Below are 20262 nucleotides of genomic sequence, written 5' to 3' on the forward strand. Positions count from 1 at the left end.
TGTTATCTAATTGTAAGTATTTAGCTTTATCGTCCCTAAAGACTCTAAAGATCCTAAAGACTCGACAAAGCAATCTGCCCGCTGCTTGCCTGAATAATCAATGGATTGACCGCGTTGGCAGATCCGCGTTTCACAAGCCGCTCTTCATGTGCCATAGTTTCCCCGATATCGCGGCAACAAGCGAACATCCGAGGCACCATGGCACAGAAACCCAGTGGCGCGGGCAAGCCCGATCTGCCCCCGTATTTCAACATCGACCCGGCAAAGGCCGAAAGCAAGCTTGGCGCGCCGATCGATACCGCGCGCTTTGCCAAGGCGGCGGCTTTTGCCGCGCGTGGGCGCGACGATCTGGCCAAACGCGGCTATGCCCCTGACGGGCAAAAACGGCTGCGGCGGTTTTCCACGTGGGAGGTTTGTCGCTACCTGATCCCCGTCGCCAGCGCGCATCTGCGCCGGGTGCTGCGGCAGAATCCCGAGCTGCCGCAGGGCGAAGGCGAGGGCAATTCCAAGTGGTTCACGCTTGAGGAAATCCTGATCCTGCGCGACCATTTCGCCATCGAGGGCGCCAAGGATCGAGAATACCGCGCATGGCGCCCCGAGGGGCTGCCTGCCAAGGTCGTCGCCGTGGCCAATTTCAAGGGCGGCGTCGGCAAGACCTCGACCGCCGCGCATCTGGCGATGAGCGCGGCGCTGGATGGCTACAAGGTGCTGGTGATCGACCTCGACAGTCAGGGCTCGATGACCTCGATCATGGGCGGCAAGGTCGAGGACGAATGGCAGACGGTGTTCCCACTGCTGGCCCGCGATTTCGCCCAGCATCTTGCCGCCGAAAACCGGGTGCGCGAGGCCGAAGGGCAAACTCCTTTCGATTTCGACGAAACCCTGTCCGAAGCGTTAAAGGTTTCGCCACGAAACCTCGTGCAGAAAACCCACTGGCCCAATATCGACCTGATCGGCGCCCAGCTGAACCTGTACTGGGCGGAATTTCAGGTGCCGGTGTGGCGGATGCGGGCGCGCAGCTGGGCGCTGTGGGACAGTCTGCAAAACGCGCTGAGCGAGGGCGGCCTGCTTGATGAATATGACATTGTGCTGCTCGATACCCCGCCGGCGCTGGGGTATCTGACCATCAATGCGCTGGCCGCAGCCGACATTCTTCTGGTGCCGCTGGGGGCGTCGTTTCTGGAATTCGACAGCACGGGGCGGTTTTTCGACATGATCTATTCCACCTTCGCGTCGATCGAAGATGGCGAGAACAGCCGGTTGCGCGCCGAAGGTCTGCCCGAGACCCGGTTCGAATGGGATGCGGTGCGGGCGCTGGTGACGCGGTTCGATGCCGGGCAGCAGACCGATCTTGCCAATGTCATTCAGGCCTATTTCGGCGAGTTCATGACCACCTATCGTCAGGAAGTCACCGCCATGGTCGGGCAGGCGGGCGAACAGGTGAGTGGCATCTACGAGACCGATTATCGCGACTTCAACCGCGACACCTATGTGCGCGGGCGCGAGACGTTTGACCGCACATGGGCCGAGGTCAAGGAAGTGATCCTTGGCTGCTGGTGGCGGGATCTGAAGATGGCCGAGGCGGAAAGGGCCGCTGGCGCAGGTGAGCAGGAGGCAAGCTGATGGCAAGACGCAGAAAGCTGGAGGCGCCAAGCGCCGATGAATTGCAACGGCTCGAGGCCGAGTTCACCGCCGGGCCGGTTGGCCGCGCCGCGCCGATCGCGCAGGTCGCGGGCGAGGCGGCGGCAGGGCATGATCCGCGCCCGGCCGAGGCGCGCGAAACCGCCGCGCGCGACCGGGTTGATGCGCAGGCGCATCGCGACGCCAAGGACCGGGGGCTGCTGCTGCTGGACATCCCTTTGGGCGAGATCGAGGCCGACGCGCTGGTGCGCGACCGCGTGGTGATGGACCACGAGGAGATGGAAGAGCTCAAGGCGTCGATTTCCCGCAACGGGCTGCGCCTGCCGATCGAAGTGTTCGAACGGGCGGGGCAGGGGCCGAAATGGGGGCTGCTGTCGGGCTATCGCCGCCTGCACGCCATGCGCGCCCTGCATGCGATGACCCAGCTCGAGGCGCATGCGTCGATCAAGGCCATCGTGCGCGACCCGGCGGCGATGGGCGGCACGTTTGCGGCGATGATCGAGGAAAACGAGATCCGCTCGGCGCTCTCGCCCTATGAGCGCGGCCGCATCGCGGTGATCGCGGCGCAGCAGGGCGCGTTTGGCAGCACCGAAGAGGCGGTGGCGACGCTGTTCCCGCAGGCCTCCAAGGCGAAGCGTTCGAAGATCCGCAGTTTTGCGCTGATCTTTGAAGAGCTGGGCGACATGCTGACCTTCCCCGACCTGATCAAGGAAAAGGACGGGCTGGCGTTGGCCACGGCGCTGCGCGGCGGCGCCGAGACCCGTCTGCGCGAGGTGTTGGCCGAGCGGGTGCCGGAGACCCCGGCGCAAGAGGCGCAGCTGATTGCCGACGCGCTGGCCGATCTGGAACCGGCCCCCGAGCCGCGCCGGGGCGGGCGCCCCAAAGCCGCGCCAAAGCTGGTGCGCCGGGTGCAGACCGACAGCGGGGTGAGCTTGCAATCGGGCGAGGACGCGCAGGGCTGGTTTATCCGCCTCAAGGGCGGGCGGGTGGATCGCGAACTGGTCGAAGTGCTGATGTCGGAAATGGAGCGCCTGCTTGGCGATCCGGACTGATGTGCCGCGATGCGGGCAGGCCTTGAAAAATAATCGCCTTAACAGGGAACCAAAGCTTTGAGCGATGCGTTAATCACGTTAAAGGGATTTTACGCGTCGCGCGGCGATATGAGGGACAGACCGGTTTGACGACTCCTCAGGACAGGGCCGAGCCCGGCTTCCGCCATCTGTTGCGTGTGCAGACCAAAGCTGCGCATGACACCGCCGAGGCGGTTTTTTCTCGTTTTATCAATGACCCGCGCGCGGGGCTTGCGTGGTTCCTAGCGGCGCAGCATGCGGCTTTTGCTGCACTGCAGCATGGGGCGCAGACCGGCGCGCTGCTCAGCGATCTGACGGCGCGGCTAGAGTCCGATCTGGCGGATCTGGGCCGGGTTCCGGTAGCGGTGCGTGGCGTCGATATCGACCCGCTGGCCGTCGATTACCTCGTGCTGGGCTCGCGGCTTGGCACCGAAGTTCTGCGCCGCCGACTGATGGCCGAGACCCCGCCCATGCCGATCCCTTCTTATTTCCTTGCCTGCGCGGCTCCGGGGCTGTGGCGGCAGCATTGCGCCTGCCTTGACGCCATTGCCCCGGACAGCCCGCGGGCGCGCCACCTGACCATCGACGTTATCGCAGGGTATGAGCTGTTCCGCCGCGCGGCGGGCGCCCAGCCCGACTGAAGGACATTTTCCATGGCCCCTGCCGAAGACGGCTCCGCCCCGCAGACCAGCGTCGATCTGACAAATTGCGACCGCGAGCCGATCCACCGGCTTGGCCGGGTGCAATCCTACGGGGCGCTGATCGCGGTGTCTGGCGATCTGATCGTGCAACATGCCTCTGACAACCTTGGCGAGATCCTCGGCGTGTCGGCGCAGGACGCGCTGGGGCGGCCGCTGAACGAGCTGATCGTGTCGGACGGGTTTCAGCGCATCCGGCAGGCGCTGCGCACGATCAAGGATCCGGACGGCGTGGCGCGTCTGTTCGGCGTGACGATGCGGGCCAGCGGGCGGGCGTTCGACGTGTCGGTGCATGGCTCTGGCGCGCGGCTGATCGTCGAATTCGAACCCAAGGCGGAAAACCGGGGCAGGGACGTGCTGCTGGATGTCTACCCGCATATCGCCGCGCTGCGCCATGACGGCGGCCTCGATCGGCTTGCACGCGACGCCGCCCGTGCGTTACGCAGCATCTCGGGCTTTGACAGCGTCATGGTCTATCAGTTCCAGCCTGATGCCAGCGGCAAGGTCATTGCCGAAAGCCGCGCTGATGGCCAGCGCCGCTATCTTGACCAGATGTTCCCGGCCTCGGACATTCCGATACAGGCGCGCGCGCTTTACACTCGCTCGCTGTTGCGGCTGATCGGCGATGTCGATGATCCTGGCAGCGCCATCACCCCGCCCGTCACGCTGGATGGTCAGCCGCTTGACCTGTCGCTGGCGGTCACTCGGGCGGTGTCGCCGATCCATCTGGAATACCTGCGCAACATGGGGGTGCGGGGGTCGATGTCGGTGTCGATCATGAAGGACGGCGCGCTCTGGGGGCTGTTTGCCTGCCACCACGACAGCCCGCACTACATCGATTACGAGCGCCGCACCGCGATCGAGATGTTCGCGCATATGTTCAGCTACGAGCTGACCCGCCACGAGACCGCGCAGCGCAAGATCACCGAAGACGCCACGCTGCGGCTTCAGTCCCAGCTGATGGCCGATATGGCCAATGGGCGCGGGCTGGCCGACAGCCTGCTGGCAGTGTCCGAAGACCTTGACCGGGTGATCCCGCATGACGGGCTTGTGCTGTATGAAAACGAGGTGTTCAGCGCCACCGGCAGCACCCCGACCGAAGAGGAATTCCTTGGCATCACGCGGTTTCTCGACCGGTCCATCGGCTCGGGGGTGTTCGAGACCCATTGCCTTGCTAAGCTGCACCCGCCCGCCCGCGATTACGCGGACAGGGCCGCAGGCCTTCTGGCCATTCCGATCAGCAAGCGCCCGCGCGACTATCTGGTGCTGCTGCGCCGTCAGGCGGTGGACAGCGTCACTTGGGCGGGCAATCCCGAAAAGCCGGTCACGGTGGGGCCAAACGGCATTCGCCTGACCCCGCGCAAGAGCTTTGAGGCGTGGCGCGAGACGGTGACCGGCCAGTCGCGGCCATGGTCCGAGGGTGAACGCCACGCGGCATCGGTGCTGCGCACGGTGTTGCTTGAGGTGTTCCTCAAGGTCACCGATGCGGCCAACATCGAACGCAAGCGGGCGCAGGAACAGCAGCAGTTGCTGATCTCGGAGTTGAACCACCGGGTGCGCAACATTCTCAACCTGATGCGCGGCCTGCTGGCGCAATCGCGCAGCACCGCCCGCACGCTTGAGGAATTCACCGAGAACCTCGACGGGCGCATTCAGGCGCTGGCCCGCGCCCATGACCAACTGACCGCCGAGCAATGGGAGCCGGCCTCGTTCAAAGAGCTGCTGAGCTGCGAATTCGCCGCCTATGCCGGGGCGATGGCCGAGCGGGTGCAGATCATCGGCCCTGACGCCATGGTCTTGCCGCGCGCCTTCACCACGCTGGCGCTGGTGCTGCACGAGATGGCGACCAATTCGTGCAAATACGGTGCGCTGCGAGAGGCTGGCGGCCAAGTGATCGTGCGCACATCTGTGGATCGCTCTGGCGGTTTCCTGTTCGACTGGGTCGAACGCGGCGGCCCGCCGGTGGCCCCGCCGCAGCGGCGCGGGTTCGGCACCACCATCATCGAAGGGGCCATTCCGCATGAACTGCAGGGCGACGCCGAGATCGCTTACAAGCTGACCGGCGTCGAGGCGCATTTCCGCCTGCCGCCCACGGTGCTGTCGCAGATTGTCGACGAGGCGATGCCGGGCGCGGCCCAAGACCCTGTCGCCGCCGCGCCCTCTGCGCAGTTCCGGCTGGCCGGGCAGGGGCTTGTGCTGGAGGATACGCTGATCATCGCGATGGATGCGCAGGGCATTCTGGAGGATCTGGGCGCGGAGAAGGTCGAGATCCGCGCCTCGGTGGCCGAAGCGCTGGACTGGCTGTCGGGCAACGAGGTGCAGTTCGCGCTGCTGGATGTCAATCTGGGCGACGGGCAGTCGCTGCCGGTGGCCGAGGCGCTGGCGGCGCGCGGCGTGCCCTTTGTGCTGGCGACGGGCTATGGCGCAACGGCAGAGCTTGCCGCGACCTATCCGCCCTGCGCCGTCGTGCAAAAGCCGTTCTCGGAGGCGTCGATTCTGGCCGCGCTGCGAGAGGCGGCAAAGCTGCACCAAGGCGCATAGCGTGATTGACGCAGCGGCAGATCGGCCTTGCCGATGACAGCCAGAGCCGTGGCGCTTGCGTGCGTCGGCTGGGGCGGCTTGCGTGATCGCAGCGCTGTTCAAGGGCGGGATGGTCCGCGCAGACGCAATTTCTGCGCGCATCTGCCCGAAACTTTGGCAATATCGGGCCATTGCCTCTTGCCGTCGGGGGGCGCATCGGCAACATCCCTGCCAAATCAGAAAATAGGGACAGATCCGATGAAAGCCTTTCTTCTTTCGCTGACCGCCACGCTGGCGCTGGCAGCCCCCGCCATGGCGCAGGATTTCGTGGCCCGCATCGGGCATCTGGAAAGCACCGCGCAAAGCCGCCATATCCATCTGGACAAGGTCGCCGCGCTGGTCGCCGAGCGCACCGGCGGCGCGGTGGAATTCCAGATCTTTCCGCAGGGCCAGCTGGGCAACCAGCGCCAGATGACCGAAGGTGTGCAGCTGGGCACGCTTGAGGCGACGGTGTCGCCCGCGGCCTTCCTTGGCGGCTTCAACCCGGTGGTGTCGGTGCTGGATATTCCCTACCTGATCCCCGCCGATGCGGCAGAGGCCGCAGCCCTGCGTGACGGGCCGTTCGGGCAGGCGCTGCTGGACAGCTTCAGCGACAAGGGGCTGGTCGCCATCGAGCTTTGGCCCAACGGCACCAAGCAGTTCACCTCGAACGAGCCGCTGGCCTCGCTGGAGGATTTCGCCGGGCAGAAGTTCCGCGTCATGGACAGCTCGATCCTGATCGAGCAGTACAACGCGCTTGGCGCCTCGGCCATCGCGCTGCCGTTCGGCGAGCTGTACACCTCGCTTCAGACCGGCGTGGTGGATGGCGAGGAAAACCCCGCCGACACCATCCGCGCGATGAAGTTCAACGAGGTGCAGAAATACATGGTGGTTTCGGATCACGGCGCCATGGAAGACGTGGTGCTGTTCAACCCGATGTTCTGGGACAGCCTGCCCGAAGAGTATCGCGACGTGATCACCGAGGCTTTTGCCGAAGTCATCCCCGAGCTGACCGCCCACAAGGCCGCCGCCGTGGCCTCGGCGATCGAAGACATTAAGGCCTCGGGAACCGACGTGCGCGTTGCCGACAGCGATGAGCGCGCGGCGCTGCGCGCGCTGACCTTCGGCCCGGCCTCGGCGGCCTATGTGGCCAAGGCGGGCGAGGCCGGTCAGGCGCTGCTTGATATCTACGCAGCGCAGTAAGCCGGTGATTGCCCTGCGCCTGTTGCGCCGCGTTGAACGCGCGGCGCTTGTCTGCCTGTTTCTGGGAATGGTGTTTCTATACACCGGGTCGGTGATCACGCGCGAGATCGGCGGGCGCGTCGCGTCGGATTTCGCATGGATCGAAGAAGCGGTGCGGATGATGAATCTGTTTCTGGTGTTCCTCGCGCTGGGGCTGGCGCTGGAGCGGGGCAAACATGTCGGCATCCATACGCTGCGCGAACGGCTTGCGCCCGGCGCGGTGCGCTGGGTGCGGCGGGGCATCGACCTTTTGGGGCTGGGGTTCAGCCTGTACGTGGCGTGGCTGGCGGTTGGCCTTGTGCAATTCGTTCTGAAGACCGGGCAGACGTCGCCCACGCTGGGAGTGCCGATGGGGCTGATCTATATTGCGCCGGTGATCGGCTTTGCGCTGCTGGGGCTGCGCTACGGGCTTAGCCTGTTTGGCGTGATCGACCGCTTTTCGGTGGAAGACACATGAGCTTTGCGATTGTTGCGCTGCTGGCCGTGGTCCTGCTTGGGCTGGGGTTCGAGATGCTGCTGGTGCTGGGCGTGCCGGCGCTGCTGTGGAAAGAGCTGGAGCAGGGGCGGCTGCCCGACGCGGCGGTGGTGCAGAAGATCGTCGGGGGTATCGATCATTCGACGCTTCTGGCGATCCCGTTCTTTATCTTTGCTGCGCATCTGATGGGCTCGGGGCAGATCGCCCGGCAGCTGGTCGGCGTGGTCAAGGCGCTGGTCGGCCACACGCGCGGCGGCATCGGGCATGTGGTGGTGGGCGGGTCGATGGCCTTTGGCTCGGTGTCGGGATCGGCCCCGGCCACGGTCGCCGCCATGGGCCGCATGGCCTATCCCGAAATGCGCGCCGCCGGTTGGTCTGATCGCTTTTCGCTGGGCCTTTTGGTGGCGAGCGCTGAAACCGCGCTGCTGATCCCGCCGTCGATCACGCTGATCGTCTATGGCTGGATCACCGGGACGTCGATCTCGCGGCTGTTCGCCGGCGGGCTGGCGGTGGGGCTGGTGCTGGGCGCGGCCTTTGCGGCGCTGGTCAGCTGGCAGGCGCGGCGCGAAGGCGTCGTGTCAGCGCCGCGCCTTGGCTGGGGCGCGCGCGCCCGCGCCGCCTGGGAGGCGAAATGGGCGCTGGGGATGCCGGTCATCATCCTTGGCGGCATCTATTCGGGCGTCATCACCCCGACCGAGGCAGCGGCGGTCAGCGTCGTTTACGCCATTGTGGTCGAGATGCTGGTGCTGCGCAGTCTCGACCTCAGGGGCCTTGCGAAGATCACCGAGGACAGCGCCATCGGCACGGCGGTGATCTTTGTGCTGCTGGCCGTGGGCGGGCTGATCAGCTTTTTCGTCACGCTGGCGCAGATCCCGAATGGCATCATCGCGCTGCTCGACAGCGTCGAGGCCGGGCGCATCACCTTTCTTCTGGCGGTGAACCTGTGCTTCCTGATCGCGGGGATGTTCATCGACCCCAATTCGACGCTGCTGGTGCTGGTGCCGCCGCTCTATCCGGTGGCGATGAGCTTTGGCATCGACCCGGTGCAATTCGGCATGATCGTCACGCTGAACGTGTGCATCGGGATGATCACGCCGCCCTTCGGGCTGGATATCTTTGTCGCCAGTTCGACGCTGGGCAAGCCGGTGACGCAGATCATCTCTGGGGTCTGGCCCTTTGTGCTGGTCAACCTCGTGGTGCTGGCGATCATCACCTATATTCCGGCGGTGTCGCTGCTGATCCCGCGCCTGATCTTCGGCTAGGGGCGCCGCAATATTGGGCTGAAACCCCCGGCGCCCCAATGCTGCAGCTGCAAAGGAACCAATTTGCAGCTGCGGTGTTGTGGAAAGGTGCACCCTGTCTGGTGCAAGTGTCCTTTCCCTCGGTACCGGAACCCCATACATGTTCGATGTCACCCGCAAGGCCGACCCGCGAGACGTATCGTTCGATCTTTCTGCCGGGCGCCCCGATCGCCTCGGCGCGCGCCCAGACCCCGAGGGCACCAATTTCGCCCTGTTCTCGGACAATGCCGAAAAGGTCGAACTCTGCCTGTTCGACGAGGCCGGCACATCTGAAATCGCCCGGCTGGAACTGCCCCGCTCCGAGGGCGGCATCTGGTACGGCTATCTGCCCGGCATTGCGCCCGGTCAGGCCTATGGCTACCGGGTGCACGGCGCTTATGCGCCCAAGGATGGCCACCGCTTCAACCCCAACAAGCTGCTGCTTGATCCCTATGCCATGGCGATGCGCGGCCATCTGACATGGGACGATGCGCTGTTCGGCTACCCGGTGGGCGGCTCGGATCTGGAATTTGATACGCGCGATTCCGCGCCCTTCATGCCCAAGGCCGTGGTCGCCGACCCCGATTTCGACTGGGAGGCCGAGCAGATGCCGCGCACGCCCTGGGAAAAGACGGTGATCTACGAGGCCCACGCCAAGGGGCTGACCATGCGCCATCCCGGCGTGATCGAGGCCGACCGTGGCACCTTCAAGGCGCTGGCGTCGGACCCAATGCTGGAGCATCTGCAAAAGCTGGGGGTCACCGCGATCGAACTGCTGCCGATCCATGCCATGGTGCAGGATCGCTATCTGGTCGATCAGGGGCTGCGCAATTACTGGGGCTACAACACGCTGGGGTTTTTCGCGCCCAACCGCACCTATCTGGCGGGCGAGGACGTGCGCGAGGTGCGCACCGCTGTCAAACGCTTCCACGATGCCGGGATCGAGGTCATCCTTGACGTGGTCTACAACCACACCGCCGAGGGCAATGAGCTGGGCAGCACCCTGAGCTTTCGCGGCATCGACAACGCGTCCTACTACCTGCTCTCGGACGACAAGCGGCATTGCTTCGACACCACCGGCTGTGGCAACACGCTGAACGTGGCGCACCCGATGGTGCTGCGCATGGTGATGGATTCACTACGGTACTGGGTCGAGGTCTGCCACGTCGACGGTTTCCGCTTTGACCTTGCCTCGACACTGGGGCGCGAGCCGGCGGGCTTTGAACGCGAGGGCAGCTTTTTCAGCGCCATGCGGCAGGATCCGGTGCTGTCTCAGGTCAAGCTGATCGCCGAGCCGTGGGATATCGGCGACGAGGGCTATCAGGTTGGCGGCTTCCCGTGGCCGTTTCGCGAATGGAACGACAAGTTCCGCGATGACACCCGCGCCTTCTGGCGGCGCGATCCGGGGATGACCGGGCGCATCTCGCAGCGGCTTATGGGCAGCCCGACGCAGTTCGACCATTCGCTGCGCCCGGCCACCAGTTCGGTCAATTTCATCGCCGCGCATGACGGGTTCACCCTGTGGGATACGCTGAGCTACAACGACAAGCACAACGAGGCCAATGGCGAGGGCAACCGCGATGGCCATGATCACAACCTGTCCGACAATATGGGCGCCGAAGGGCCAAGCGAGGATGCGCATGTCGATGCTGCCCGTCTGCGCCGCGCCAAGGCGATGCTGGCAACGCTGTTCACCAGCCATGGCGTGCCGATGATTCTGGCCGGGGATGAGCTGGGCCAGAGCCAGCAGGGCAACAACAACGCCTATTGTCAGGACAACGAGATCGCATGGATCGACTGGGATGCCGCGCGCCCCGAGCTGACGCAGGCGGTGGCCGACCTGATCGCCTTTCGCAAGGATTGGGCCGGGCATCTTGCGCCCGCCGGGTTCTGGCCGCGCCCGGAGGCCACCGAAAGCCACTGGCTGCATCCCGAGGGCCGCGAGATGAGCGAAGACGACTGGAACGACGATCTGTTGCGCGTCACCGGCCTTTGGCATCGGCGCGACGATTGCGACGACCTGTTGATCGTGCTCAACGCCATGGATGATTGCGAATTCGCTCTGCCCGAAGGCGACTGGCGGCGCTGCATCGACACCGCGCAGGAGGTGATTTCCTGTGACGAGGCGGTGTCGGGAACCGTGATTGTTTCGGGGCAGGCGGTCAGCGTGTTCAGAACCGGAGCGCCGCAAGCATGAGCGAACGGATCTGGGGCGCAGCGCCCCTGAACGACACCTGCTGGCGCTTTGGGCTATGGGCGCCAGCGGCCCGCAAGGTTGCGCTGGTGCTCGACGGTGACGAGTTGGCGATGCACGGTCATGACGGCTGGTGGCAGATCGACACCGGCGCTGCGCCGGGCTTGCCCTACAGCTTTCGCATCGACGGCACCGACCGGCCAGACCCGGCCAGCCGGGCGCAGGTCGATACGGTCGACGGCCCGTCGCTCACCGTCGATCCGCGCGGGTTCGACTGGGGCGCGACGTGGCAGGGCAGGGCGTTCGAAGAGGCGGTGATCCTTGAGATCCATGTCGGCAGTTTCACCCCCGAGGGGACGTTTGCCGCCGCAGCGCAGCGCCTGCCGGGCTTGGCGGCGCTTGGCATCACCATGATCGAGCTGATGCCGGTGTCGCAGTTCCATGGCCGCTGGGGCTGGGGCTATGACGGCGTGCTCAACCGTGCGCCGCACCCGGCCTATGGCACCCCGGACGAGATGCGCGCCTTTGTCCGCGCGGCGCAGGAACAGGGGATCTGTGTCATCCTTGATCTGGTGATGAACCACTTCGGCCCGTTTGGAAATTACCTTCCCGGCTACGCGCCGGGGTTTTACACCGACATCCCGACCCCTTGGGGCGACGGCATCGATTTCGAACGGCCAGAGGTGCGCGATTTCTTCCGCCAGTCGGCGCTGGGGTGGCTGGAAGACTACCGTCTGGACGGCTTCCGCCTTGATGCGGTGCACCAGATCCGCGACGGCTCGGAGCAGCATTTCATGCATGAAATGCTGCATGAGATTCACGCCGCCGCATGGGGCCGCCCCATCCACCTGATCTGCGAGGATGAACGCAATCTGCCCGATCTGCGCGAGGCGGGCTATGACGCGGAATGGAACGACGACTGGCACAATGTGCTGCATGTCGCGCTCACTGGCGAGACGCAGGGCTATTATAAACGCCACGGCGACGACCCCTTTGCCGATCTGGCGCATGCGCTGGCCCATGGTCAGGCGGATGAGGGCCAGCCCAAGGGCGCCCATGGCGCGCGCGGCGCCCCGGCGGCGCATTTGCCGTGGAGCGCCTTCATCAATTCCAACCACACCCATGACCAGATCGGCAACCGCCCGCATGGCGACCGCCTGCTGACGCTGGTGGGCGATGACGTGGGCCGGGTGATCCATGCCGCGCTGCTGCTGATGCCCTTTACCCCGATGCTGTTTCAGGGCGAGGAAGAAGGCTCCGAAGCGCCGTTCCCGTTCTTTGTTGACCCGCCCGATGATCGGATGCGCCGGGCTGTGCGCAAGGGGCGGCGCAAGGAACTGGGCGCGCTTGGCTATGATCTGTCAAAGATGCCCGATCCCTGCGGGCCGAACGCCATGGACATGGCCTGCCCTTACCCGTCGCCAGACCCGGCGCGCGCCGAAGCATGGCGGGCGCTGACCGGCGAGTTGCTGGCACTGCGCGCCGCGCGCATCACGCCGCTGCTGCGTTCGGGCGATACCGGGCCGGGCGAGGTGTCGCGCCCGACGCCAAAGGCGTTTCGCGTTCGCTGGGGCTTTACCGGCGGCGCCATCGAAATGGCCTTGTGCCTTGGCACCCCCGTGGGTGAACAGCTGGACAGCGCCGATTTCACCCTCGGCAACACCGCCAGCGATGCCTTTGCCATAGCCGTCAGGATCACCTCATGAAGCCGCTGTCCGCCACTTACCGTCTGCAATTGCGTCAGGGCGTGGATTTTGATCGCGCCGCAGAGCTGCTGGCGCATATCGACACGCTTGGGGCTTCGCATCTGTACCTGTCGCCGATCTTTACCGCGCCCGAGGACAGCACCCATGGCTATGACGTCGCCGACCCGTCGCAGATCGATCCGATCCTTGGCGGGCGCGCCGGGTTCGAACGGCTGGCGCGTGCGGCGCAGGCGCGCGGCATCGGCATCGTGCTGGATCTGGTGCCCAACCACACCGTGCTGTCGGTGGAAAACCCGTGGCTTCTGGATGCGCTGAAACACGGGGCCGCCAGTGCCTATGCCGATTTCTTCGATGTCGACTGGAACGAGGGGCTGATCCTGCCCATCCTGCCCGAACCGTTCGATGACATGGCGGCGGCGGGGGCTTTTGAGATCAATGCCGCCGAGGAGCGCATCGAATGGCAGGGCGGCTGGCTGCCGCTGGCCCCGGGCACGGCGGGGCTTGATCTGCCCGAGATGATGCGCGCCCAGCATTGGCGGTTGCGCTTCTGGGAGCGCGAGCGGCGGCGGCTGACGCATCGGCGGTTCTTCAATGTCACCACGCTGATCGGGATGCGCATCGAAGAGCAAAAGGTGTTCGATGCGATGATGGCGCTGCCGGTGGCGCTGGTGCGGGCGGGGCTGGTGCAGGGGTTGCGCATCGACCATGTCGACGGGCTGGCGCGGCCCGGCGAATATCTCGCCCGGCTGCGCGAAGCGGTGGGGCCAAAGGTGCCTGTCTGGGTCGAAAAGATCCTCACCGGCGACGAAGAGATGCCGCAGGGCTGGGCCACCGACGGCACCACCGGCTATGAGGCATCTGACCGCATCACCCGGCTGCTGATGGACGAGAGCGGGCAGCAGCGGCTCGACAGTTTCTGGCGCGAGGCGACCGGGGCGCATGGCAGCTACGAGGACATGTGCGTGCAGATGCGCGGGCTGATCCTTGACGGCGATCTGCGGGCGGAGCTGGTCGAGATGCAGGGGCGTGCGCAGGCGGCGCTGGCCGAGCGCGGCGATACCCCTCGCGATGGCGAAGAACTGCGCGCCGCGATCCGGGCGCTGCTGATGGTGTTCCCGCAATATCGGTCCTACGTGACCCCGGACGGGGCCCGCGACGAGGACGAGGCGTTGTTGCGCGTGACCTTTGAACGCGCCGGGGCGCTGGTCGGTGACGCCGCGACGCTGGCGGCGCTGCGCCGGCTGTTCGACGGCTCTGAGGGGCCGCAGACCTATGGCTTCGTGCGGCGCTTTCAGCAGGTCACCGGGGCGGTCGTGGCCAAGGCGCAGGAAGACACGGCGTTCTTTCGCTACACCCGCAATCTGGCGGAATGCGAGGTCGGCTCGGAGGCCGATGCGCCGCTGCTGAGCGCCGAGGCTTTCGAAAGCTGGTGCCGCGAGCGGCAGGGCCGCTATCCGCTGGCGATGACGCTTGGCTCGTCGCATGACAGCAAGCGGGGCGAGGATGCGCGGGCGCGGCTTGTGGCGCTGAGCCATGATCCGCTGGCGCTGCGCGAGCTTTGGCAGGGGGCGGCGCCGCTGGCGACGGCGGGCGCGCCGCGCGCCGATGTGCGCTGGTACATCCTGCAAAGCGCCGTGGCGCTATGGGAGCCGGGCCGCGACGATCTGGAAACCCGGCTGGGTGAGCACATGGAAAAGGCGCTGCGCGAGGCGCGCCAGCTATCGAGCTGGACCAACCCCGACGCGGCCATCGAGGCGGCGGCGGCGGAATTCGGCGCGGCGCTGCTGAGCGACTGGCGGCGACAGCCCCCCGAGGCGCTGAGCCGCCTCGTGCAGCGCGGCGAGGCGCTGTCGCTGGCGGCGCATGCGCTGCGGCTGGTGATGCCGGGGGTGCCTGATATCTATCAAGGCAGCGAATATGGCAGCTATGCGCTGACCGACCCCGACAATCGCGCGGTGTTCGCCCCGCACGAACCGGACAGCCGTTTCGGCCATGACAAGCTGGCGCTGACCCGGCGGCTGCTGGGGTTGCGGGCGCGGGCGCCGGGGCTGTTCCTGCACGGCAGTTTCGAGGCGCGCGAGGATCGCGGCGGCCTGCTGGTGACGCGGCGGCGGGGCGAACAGGTGCTGTCGCTTTATGTGACGCTGGATGGCAGCTCGGCGCCGGTGCTGGTCGAGGTCAACGGCATCGCGTCTCCTGATCCGGTCTGGGTCTGAGGCCGCCAGTGGCGCTTGCGACAAGTGTCTTGGTTCCGGCCTTGCCCGGCTTTGGCTATTCTTCAGGCCTTGGGCAGCCGAGGAAGGGAATGCGCCGTGAAACGCCATCGGTCGGGGAAAGGGCAATGACGGCGGCGCTGGATGTGCCGGGGGCCGCGCCGCGCACGCGGGAACTTCTGGCGCTGCAGGCGCTGGCGGTGCCGATGCCCGCCGTCGCCCGGATGCTGTTTGTCGTCGATTTCCGCCCCTCGATGCTGTGCGGGCGCACGCGGGCCTTCCGCTCTGTCGCGGCGGCCGAAGCCGTGGTGCTGCTAGGGGCGGCGGCCTGCGCTGCGGGGGCCGAGGTGGGGCTGTTGACGCTGGGCTGCGGCACGGCGGTGACGCTGAGCGCGCGCCCGCGCCCGATCCGCGAAATCGTCGCCGGGCTGGTACGGGCCCACGAGGCCGCCTCTGCCCATGCGCTGGCCGGGCGGCTCGATGATCCGCCATTGGCGCGGGCGTTGTCGGGGCTAGGGCGGCTGGCGGCGCCGGGCAGTGCGGTGATCATCGTGTCGGGGTTCGAAACCCCCGGCGCCGGGCTGGGGGCCTGCCTTGCGCGGCTGGCCGAGGAGCATCGCTTGCAGCTGTTCCAGATTGCTGACGGCGCCGCTGCGTGCGAGACGCGCCGCGACATCGCCGGTCTGCCTGCCGAGGTGCTCAATGCCTCGCACCCGCCCGAGACGATCGCCGCCCGGCTCGCCGCGCTGGTGGCGCAGCGCGCGCATTAGGGGCGCGGGGCGATAGGCAGCATTGTCGTGAAAAAGACCGCGGCCAGACGGCGGGAACCTGCAATTTCGGGCGCATTCGGATGGCTCTGATCCGCCTATCCGAATGCGCCCGCGGACAATACCATTGCGCGAGTCGGCGCAACCGGGATAGCTTTCCGTTAGGGAGGACATTGCTATGAAAGACTTGATGGACGTGCCGCGCGCCGGCGCGATCAGTTCTGTTGTCATTGTCGACGACCATCCGCTTTACAGCGACGCCTTGGGGGCTGCGATCTGCCTCGCATTCCCGGGCGCCCGCCTTGACAAGGTGCAGACCTTGCGCGCCGCGCTGGATCTGATGGCGGAAGGCCTTGCGCCGGACCTTGTCATGTTCGATCTCAAGCTGCCCGACGTGACCGGCATCTCGGGGTTTCAGGCGCTGCGCCGGGTGCTGCCCGACACGCCGATCCTGGTGATCTCGTCGCTGACATCGGTGCAGATCGTGCAGGCGCTGATGGAGGACGGCGCCTCGGGGTTTCTGCCCAAGGACGCATCGGCCCCGGTCCTGCGCCATGCGCTGGCCGAGATCGCGGCGGGGCGCAAATACGTGCATCCGTCCTACTGCGGCAATGTGTGTGATGAGATCGCCAACCACCCCAAGCTGTCAGAGCTGACCCCGCAACAGCAGAAGATCATGAAGCTGATCTGCGCCGGTATGCCCAACAAGCAGATCGCCTACGAGCTGTCGCTGGCTGAAGCCACGGTCAAGGCTCATATCACCGCGCTGCTGCGCCGTCTTGGCGTGCGCAACCGCACGCAGGCGGCGGTGCTGGTCGAGAACGCCCAGCCCGCGACCAGTATCGGCGCGGGCGAAGCCGACGCCCGGGTCTTTCTGAGCCGCTGAATGCCGCGCGACATCGTCGCTCCGCGCTATGTCACGGTCGCCGTCTCGCGCGAGGCGGCGACCGAGGATGCTGTGGCCGAGGCGCTGCGCGGCATCGAGCTGAGCGAAACCTGTTTTCTGCTTGCCTTCGTGCCGGGGCGGCTGGATCTGCCGCGCCTTGCGAGGGCGCTGGAAACCGGTGCCGGCGGGCTGCCGGTGTTCGGCTGCACCACCGCTGGCACCATCACCCCTGACGGCTATGAAACCGAGGCGCTGCTGATCCTTGCCTTTCCGCGCGAGCATTTCCGCTGCGCCTCGCTGCTGATCTCGCCGCTCAAGCCGTTGCAGATGAAACCCATCGCCAGCGCGGTGCGCGGCCATGCGCAGGCGTTCCGCCGCACCCCCGGCTGGAACCGGCTGGCGCTGATCTTTGCCGATGGGCTGGCCAAGCAGGAAGACATGCTGGTCGCCACGCTTGAGGCGGCGCTTGGCGAGGTGCCGGTGTTCGGCGGCTCGGCCGGGGACGAGCTGGCGTTTCGCGAAACCTTTGTGTTGCAGGACGGCCAGTTGCACAGCAACGCCGCCTTGCTGCTGTTGCTGGAAACCGATCTGGAATTCGCCGGGCTGGGGTTCGACCATTTCCTGCCGACCGACACGCAGGTCGTGGTCACCCATGCGCTGCCCGAAGACCGTCTGGTGCTGGAGCTGAACGGCGCGCCCGCCGCGCTGGAATATGCCCGCATCACCGGCGTCGATCCCGATGCGCTGGGGCCACGGGTGTTTGCCGAGAACCCGATGCTGGTGCGCCAGAACATGAATTACCACGTGCGCGCCATCCACGACGCCCCCGGCGCCCATGCGCTGAGCTTTCTGGGCGCCATCGACGACGGGCTGATCCTGACGCTGGGACGCGGCAAGGAGATCCTTGAAACGCTGGACTCGGGGCTTGGCGTCACCGATGCGCGCGGCAACGTGCCTGATTTCGTGCTGGGGTTCGACTGCGTGCTGCGCAAGCTCGAGATCCAGAAAAAGGGGCTGGCGGCGCAGGTGTCGGAAATCCTGTCGCGCCACCGGGTGCTGGGCTTCAACACCTATGGCGAACAGCATTGCGGCGTGCATGTGAATCAGACCTTCGTCGGCGTCGCGTTCTTTGAACCGGGCCGGAGGGCGCTGGAATGATCGACCCCGACGCGCCGCTCGAAGAGCAGCTCGCCCGGCAGACCCGGATCATCGACGCGCTGATGCGCCGTGCCGAGCGCCAGCACGAGGTCGGCGGATCGGCCTATGGCGCATTCCAGTCGGCGATCTCGCTTCAGGCGCAGGTCTGGGCCAAGACCCGCGATCTGGAACGCACCACCGACGAGCTGCGCCACGCCCGCGATGACAGCGAACGCATGCGCCGCAATCTGGCCGAGGCGCTTTCGGCGCTTGATGGCGGGGTGGCGGTGTTCACCGGCGGCTTGCTCGAGGTCTGCAACGACATTTTCCTCAAGCTTCTGCCTGACGTGTCGGGCCGGTTTCAGCCGGGCATGGACATCGAGCAATGCCTGACCACCATCGAAAGCTCGCGCCATCTGGTGACGGTCGAGGGCAGCTTTGACGCGGCGCTGGCGCAGGCGCGGCGCGAGGGCGCTTCGGTTGCCAGTCTGGTGATCGAGTTGCAGGGCGATCGCTGGTATCAGGTCAACCTTCAGGGCACCTCGGGGCAGGCGGTGGTGCTGTTGCTGACCGAGATCACCGCCATCGTGCGCCGCAACCGGTCGGAAAAGGAACAGCTCGTCGAAGGGCACGCCGATTACCTTCAGGCGGTGTTCGAAAACATGACCTCGGGGGTGTGCACGTTTTCGGCGACCGGCGTCGTGCGCATGTACAACATGCAGTTCCGCGCGCTGCTGGGCCTGCCCTATACGATGCTGCAAAAGGGCACCGATCTGGCGCAGGTGCTGGATTACGTGGCGCAGCACGGGCTGATTGTCGATGCGAGCGTGTTCGAAATCGCGCAATGGCTGGACCGGCTGGACCGGCAGGGGCGGTTGCGGCGGCGGATGCGGCATCTGTCGGGGCGGATGCTCGATCTGCACGCGTATCAGCTGCCCGATGGCGGCGTGCTGCTGGAGCTCAAGGACGTGACGCTGGAAAGCCGCGCCACCGAGATGCTGGAAAACCGCGTGGCCGAGCGCACCGAAGAGCTGACCCATGCCAACGCCCAGCTGCGCGAGCAGTTCGACGAGATGGCCCGTGTCGAGGAAGAGCTGCGCATCGCCAAGGAGCGCGCCGAGGCGGCGGTGTCGTCCAAGACGCGGTTCCTTGCCGCCGCCTCGCATGATCTGTTGCAGCCGGTGAATGCCGCCAAGCTGCTGATCGCGATGCTGGTGGACAGCGTATCGGGCACGCGCTTTGCCCCGACGGTGGAGCGGCTGGACGGCTCGTTCAATTCCATCGAACAGCTGCTGCATTCGCTGCTGGATATCTCCCGGCTGGATTCGCTGGATCGCGGGCTGCTGCCCTCCGAGGTCTGTCTTGGCACGCTGATGCGCTCGGTCTGGGAGGATCAGATGCCGTTGGCGCAGCGCAAGGGGGTGACGCTGGACATGGTGCCAAGCATGATCGTGGTGAAATCCGACCCGGTGTATCTGCTGCGCTCGATCCAGAACCTCGTGGTGAACGCGATCCAGTATACGCCGGGCGGCGGGCGGGTGCTGGTCGGCTGTCGGCGCCGCGGCGCCGTGGTGGACTTGCAGGTCTGGGACACCGGGGTCGGCATCAGCCGCAAGGACCAGACGCGCATTTTCGAGGAATTTACCCGGGCCGACAACGTGCCGCCCGGCTCGGGCGTGGGGCTGGGGTTGTCGATTGTCGATCGCACCTGTCGCCATCTGGGGCACAAGGTGCGGGTGCGCTCCAAGCCGGGGGCCGGGTCGGTGTTTTCCATCGAGATGGAGGCGCTGCAGCGGCGGGCGGCGGCAGAGGATCGCGGGCAGGCCCCCGAGACCGCATCGCAGGATATGGATCACATCGTTCTGCTGATCGAGAACGATCCGGATGTGCTGTACGCCTTCACCGGCAAGCTGGAGCAATGGGGGGCGAGCGTGTTCGCGGCGCGCAGCATCGACGAGGCGCTGGGGCATGTGCGCGACATGGGGATGGCGCCAGACATCGTGCTGGCGGATTACCAGCTGGATGATGGCGAGACCGGGGACCGGGCGATCGCGGCGGTGCGGGCGCTGAGCGGGGTGCGGGTTCCGGCGATTATGATCACCGCCGATCGTGGCAACGCGCTGCTCAGGAAGGGCGCGGCCGAGGGGTTTTCGGTGCTGACCAAGCCGGTGCAGCTGTCGCGGCTGCGGCCCCTGATCGACTGGAAGCTGCGCTGGCAGGCCCCCGAGGACGCGGCGGAGTAGGTGGGACGGGCAGAGGGGGGCGCTGCCCCCCGTCTCCTTACGGAGCCTCCCCCCGGGATATTTTTTGCCAGAAGAAACACCGGGCGCCGGGCACAGACGAAGGTCTGCGCTGACAGTGCGGATGGGGGCGCTAGGCTGCGCGGCAGGGAGG

The 20262-nt window shown here is 66.2% G+C and carries 14 protein-coding genes; all 14 read left to right on the top strand.

The genetic code is table 11. The annotated features are described in order from the left end of the window. The first annotated feature begins 198 nt into the window (after nucleotides 1–198). The 14 genes from KO516_RS09515 (at nucleotide 199) to KO516_RS09580 (ending at nucleotide 20111) form a co-directional block, all read left to right on the top strand. Nucleotides 199–1623 carry an AAA family ATPase gene (locus KO516_RS09515; protein ID WP_216003557.1) on the top strand — a complete coding sequence of 475 codons (1425 nt, stop codon included), beginning with the start codon at nucleotides 199–201 and terminating at the stop codon, nucleotides 1621–1623. Further along, on the top strand, nucleotides 1623–2693 hold the full coding sequence (locus KO516_RS09520; RefSeq protein WP_216003558.1) for a ParB/RepB/Spo0J family partition protein: 1071 nt from the start codon (nucleotides 1623–1625) through the stop codon (nucleotides 2691–2693). The genes KO516_RS09515 and KO516_RS09520 overlap by 1 nt, the downstream gene beginning before the upstream one ends. A gap of 125 nt (nucleotides 2694–2818) precedes the next feature. Continuing rightward, a complete protein-coding gene (locus KO516_RS09525; RefSeq protein WP_252737506.1) occupies nucleotides 2819–3352 on the top strand; it encodes a hypothetical protein in 534 nt (177 codons plus the stop codon). Between the two features lie 12 nt (nucleotides 3353–3364). Then, nucleotides 3365–5950: an HWE histidine kinase domain-containing protein gene (locus KO516_RS09530; RefSeq protein WP_216003559.1), complete on the top strand. Its 2586-nt coding sequence runs from the start codon at nucleotides 3365–3367 to the stop codon at nucleotides 5948–5950. Nucleotides 5951–6187: 237 nt separating this feature from the next. Next, nucleotides 6188–7171, top strand: coding sequence for a TRAP transporter substrate-binding protein (locus KO516_RS09535; RefSeq protein WP_216003560.1), 984 nt, complete (start codon nucleotides 6188–6190; stop codon nucleotides 7169–7171). Then, nucleotides 7149–7667, top strand: coding sequence for a TRAP transporter small permease (locus KO516_RS09540; protein ID WP_252737507.1), 519 nt, complete (start codon nucleotides 7149–7151; stop codon nucleotides 7665–7667). The genes KO516_RS09535 and KO516_RS09540 overlap by 23 nt, the downstream gene beginning before the upstream one ends. Beyond that, nucleotides 7664–8947 carry a TRAP transporter large permease gene (locus KO516_RS09545; protein WP_216003561.1) on the top strand — a complete coding sequence of 428 codons (1284 nt, stop codon included), beginning with the start codon at nucleotides 7664–7666 and terminating at the stop codon, nucleotides 8945–8947. Before KO516_RS09540 ends, KO516_RS09545 begins: the two co-directional genes overlap by 4 nt. 139 nt (nucleotides 8948–9086) lie before the next feature. Continuing rightward, a complete protein-coding gene (gene glgX / locus KO516_RS09550) occupies nucleotides 9087–11162 on the top strand; it encodes a glycogen debranching protein GlgX (RefSeq protein ID WP_216003562.1) in 2076 nt (691 codons plus the stop codon). Beyond that, nucleotides 11159–12865: a malto-oligosyltrehalose trehalohydrolase gene (gene treZ, locus KO516_RS09555; RefSeq protein WP_216003563.1), complete on the top strand. Its 1707-nt coding sequence runs from the start codon at nucleotides 11159–11161 to the stop codon at nucleotides 12863–12865. The genes glgX and treZ overlap by 4 nt, the downstream gene beginning before the upstream one ends. Further along, nucleotides 12862–15081, top strand: coding sequence for a malto-oligosyltrehalose synthase (gene treY, locus KO516_RS09560; RefSeq protein ID WP_216003564.1), 2220 nt, complete (start codon nucleotides 12862–12864; stop codon nucleotides 15079–15081). The genes treZ and treY overlap by 4 nt, the downstream gene beginning before the upstream one ends. Before the next feature lie 125 nt (nucleotides 15082–15206). Further along, the gene (locus KO516_RS09565; protein WP_216003565.1) at nucleotides 15207–15848 is read left to right on the top strand and encodes a hypothetical protein; all 642 of its coding nucleotides are present in this window, start codon (nucleotides 15207–15209) and stop codon (nucleotides 15846–15848) included. A gap of 175 nt (nucleotides 15849–16023) precedes the next feature. Beyond that, on the top strand, nucleotides 16024–16731 hold the full coding sequence (locus KO516_RS09570) for a response regulator transcription factor (RefSeq protein WP_216003566.1): 708 nt from the start codon (nucleotides 16024–16026) through the stop codon (nucleotides 16729–16731). Continuing rightward, a complete protein-coding gene (locus tag KO516_RS09575; protein WP_216003567.1) occupies nucleotides 16732–17889 on the top strand; it encodes an FIST N-terminal domain-containing protein in 1158 nt (385 codons plus the stop codon). It begins immediately after the preceding gene. Continuing rightward, a complete protein-coding gene (locus KO516_RS09580; RefSeq protein ID WP_216003568.1) occupies nucleotides 17886–20111 on the top strand; it encodes a PAS-domain containing protein in 2226 nt (741 codons plus the stop codon). The genes KO516_RS09575 and KO516_RS09580 overlap by 4 nt, the downstream gene beginning before the upstream one ends. Nucleotides 20112–20262: the final 151 nt, after the last annotated feature.

Source organism: Citreicella sp. C3M06 (assembly GCF_018860705.1).
GTDB lineage: Bacteria > Pseudomonadota > Alphaproteobacteria > Rhodobacterales > Rhodobacteraceae > Salipiger.